Here is a 3,558-nt window from a genome sequence, read left to right as displayed (position 1 = left end):
CCAAAGCGCGCCATCATGTCGTGGCTGTCGCTCCAGGTGCCGTACAGGGCAGAATCCAGCGTCATGTTGGCGGCCAGTGGCAGTGAGTTGGCCGCACCGGCTTCCAGATACGCCGTGCGACCCAGATCATCGCCGCCGTAATCACGTTTACTGGTGGCCTGCAACCCACGCACAAACAGACGGCCCGCCGACAAGTTCAGATACGCCTCCGCCCCGACCAGGGCGGTACTGTCCAGGTCGCCCATGCCTTTCAGGTAGCTGTTGTTACCCCCAAAGGTGCGGATTTTTTCCTTGCGGCCCGGGTCATAACCGACCAGTAAGGCCACGCCGAAGGCTGACCTGCTGGGCAGGTCCCAACGCAAGCCTTCAGGAAACGCGGCGGTGAACGTGCCCCAATGGGCGGTCGGCATGACAGCCTTGAGCGCCAGGGACGGGAAGGCCTCATAGCGGGAAGACCCCTCATACAGCGGGTTCACCGCCACACCGGCGCCCACCTGAAGGGACGGGGTCGCGTGACGGGATGAGGCCGAGGCAGCATGCGCGGGCGACGGGGTACCGGCAGCTTCATCAACCGGGGCCGCCGCCTGGGCAGCCAGCGGCGCACCGACCATCAGGCTGGCCGCCAGCAAAATGCCGTGCAGCGCAGGGGTTCCGTTTTTCGTGCTCATTCTTTTTTCCTTAACGTCATTAATCATGTCATTCATGTTTATGCAGACGCAGCCGCTATTCACGACGGCGCTCCCCCGTTATTCCCCTGCGACCGACGGCCGCGAGAGAACCTATTTTCTTCATTATTTTCAGCAACCTGAGTATTCACTCAGCCGCAATAAAAATCCCGTCCGCCCGGAAAAAGGGCGCACGCGTCCCCGGCCGAAAAGGGCGTATTTAAAAGCCCACCTCGACTGAAATAATTCGTGCTGTGTGTCAGTGCCGCTGTGCGACGTCTTACTGAATTAACAATCTGCCTTTATTCAGTTCCTCCTGAATGCGCAGGTGACCACTTACCCCGCGTCTGCCACTGCGATGTCAAAGATGAGCGTCGCCCCGCCCGGAATGGTCGGCGGCAGGCCCGCATCGCCGTAGCCTTTCTCCGGCGGCACCACCACCTTGATATGGCCCCCGCGAGAAATCTTCTGCAGGCCAATCGCCACCGCCGGCATCAGCGCGCCGACCTTGGCGGTTTTGGTCTGCCCGTTCTGCCCGCTCGCATCAAACACCGTGCCATCCGGCAGAGTGCCGGTGACCGTGACGGTCACCACGTCGGAGGCCGTAATGCGTTTGCCCTTCCCGGCGCTCACAATGCGGTACAGGCTCCCGGCATCACGCGCCGCCCCTTTTTCCTTCATGAACGCAGACTGGAAGGCGCGTCCTTCGGTCTGCTGACGCTTGCGCTCCTCACCCGCCTTCTCCAGATACAGCTCATTCAGGGTCACCATGATGGTATCCACCGACTCGCGGCTCATGCGCAAAGGCTTACGTTCCGCCATGTCCTGCAGCCCCTGCATCACCCAGGCCGGGTCCAGCTCAATGCCCATGCTGCGCTGGGCGGTCATCGAGGACTGGATTTCGCGCCACACCGACACCCCACTGGCGTAGGCCTGCCGCTGGGCGGTGGTCTGCGGGTTGCCCAATTGTTCGGCCACGGGGGCAGCATCCGGCGCAACGGACTGCGCCTTGGGCGCCGCCGCTAGGGCAGGTGCCTCCGTCGGCACAACGGCCGGAGAGACGGTAGCCAGCGCTGACGCGGGTGGTGCAGCCACAGCGGACGACGCGACGGGCACCACAGTCGCTGCTGCCGGCGGTACCGATACGGCAACCGGGGTCTCAGCGGTGGTGGCGACCCCGGTGTGGGTCATGCGCTCCTGCAGGGAGCGCAGCAGTTCCTGCTGCTCGCTTAACTGTTTTTGCAGGGTCGCAATCTGGGTGGCCGCCTGGTCGGCAGGCTGCACGGCGGTGCCGACCTCCTCACCCTCCGCCTGCGCCACCGTGGCTGCACTCGTGGGTAGCGCATTACCGGCGGTCGCGACCGTCAGCGCCCCTGCACTCAATAGGGCCAGGGTCAGCGCGGCCAGGCGAAGGGGCCGCAAAGGTGCACGTGCCCCCGGTTTGTTTACTTTCATTCTCACTTCCTCTGTCTGGTATTGTATTTTTTCGGCACCTGCGGCCCCAATTATCACAGCCACGGTAAAGCCGTGTTAAACAGACCCCGGCACAGACCTGGGCACGTGTCACGCCTTCGTCGGCCTCGTTACGTTCGTAGGCCATCGAGAGCTCCCCTCCGAGGGCGGCCCGCAGCGGTAGACGGGGTCGTGCAAGCGCGACAGCTGCATGTTGCTGCAGGACAGTCACGTCCCTCACGTCGAGTCTCCCGATCAGTAGCTCACGATCGAGGCAGTGACGGCCATGTCGTAAGTCCCCGGCTTTTGGGAAGTGATCCCTGTGGTACAAAGCGTGGCCCCCAAAGGCACGGGTGCCGATGCCATGGGATCGCCCGGCTTGACGTCGATGATTTTTGTTGGTGTCACGCCGTTTAACGGAATGGCTTTTGGGTCATTGATGTTGCAGGAAGCCGATCCATCGTTCGTAAAGAGCATATAGAACGAGGGCTGCTGGATGTTGGTGAGTTGGGTGTTATTGGTCACTGCGTTGGCACCGGCTGGTTGCAACGTATAACTGATAGGCACGGACTGTCCCGATGTGTTCGACCCGGTGCAGGTAACGGCCAGTCCACTGGCAGCGAGGTTGACTATAGCAGCGGGCGTATCCGGTACCGTCGAGGCCTCGATGAGCCCCAAGTCGTAGTTCGTCTTGCCGGCGAATGTGCACATGAGGCCGGTGAAGACGATCGCATTGGGCTTGGAGACCGCGACCGAATAGTCGTCGTATGAGTGGACTCCGAGCAGCAGAGTGTCGAGTGTAAAGGTGCCAGCGGCCTGGGGGGTTAGTGCGTACGGTACCAGGACAGCATGATAGTTTAGGGTTGTTTGCATGCTCTGCGCTACGGTTATACTGGTATTGCGTGGGCATTTGGAGCGGATGCTGAGCGTGTACCAAGTCGACCGGTTTTGCGAGTCGCCATCTACAGGCTCGCAGGCCGTATAACTCCTGCCGTCTTGCGTGGTAGCCTGCCCCGTAGCAAGGTTTAGGGTTTTCACCATATCCTGATCGCAGGCGATGGTCCCAAGACATTCCAATGTCGCGATGCCGGACACGACCAAAACCAGTCCGTCCCGCTGACGCTTGTTCTCTACCCCCCAGCCGATAGGGGTCGCACGAGCAGCCCATTTGCCCCCTCCGTTGCACGATGAGACAATGTTGCTAACACATATTCCACCGTAGTCGCCGGCTGATATCGACCCGGTGGCGACCCCAGTTGATGTGAATCCGGCTCCTAGCGATCCGGTTTGTGATGGACCGGATAGGCCCATGACGAGGAGGGGTCCGTCGGCCGCCATCCCATGTAGGGATGCTAACCCAATGAGAGCGCCAGCCCATATTGTCCACCGCTTGCGGTATATCGACACCCGTGCGTGTACCTGCGGGGCTGCGCGTTTGCGC

3 protein-coding genes are annotated in these 3,558 nt (G+C 61.5%); all 3 read right to left on the bottom strand.

The window, feature by feature from the left end:
- Window positions 1–668 (bottom strand): MipA/OmpV family protein (locus M2406_RS26350; protein WP_259191934.1); only part of this gene is annotated, 668 nt, incomplete at its 3' end.
- A 333-nt stretch (window positions 669–1,001) separates the two neighbouring features.
- Window positions 1,002–2,183 (bottom strand): FKBP-type peptidyl-prolyl cis-trans isomerase, encoded by a 1,182-nt coding sequence (locus tag M2406_RS26345; RefSeq protein ID WP_259191933.1) that lies wholly within the window; start codon window positions 2,181–2,183, stop codon window positions 1,002–1,004.
- A gap of 189 nt (window positions 2,184–2,372) precedes the next feature.
- Window positions 2,373–3,212 (bottom strand): hypothetical protein, encoded by an 840-nt coding sequence (locus M2406_RS26340; RefSeq protein ID WP_259191932.1) that lies wholly within the window; start codon window positions 3,210–3,212, stop codon window positions 2,373–2,375.
- Between the last annotated feature and the right edge of the window lie 346 nt (window positions 3,213–3,558).

It is taken from the genome of Serratia sp. BIGb0163 (genome assembly GCF_024809935.1).
Classification (GTDB): domain Bacteria; phylum Pseudomonadota; class Gammaproteobacteria; order Enterobacterales; family Enterobacteriaceae; genus Serratia; species Serratia quinivorans.
This window is presented reverse-complemented; position numbering and strand designations above follow the sequence as displayed.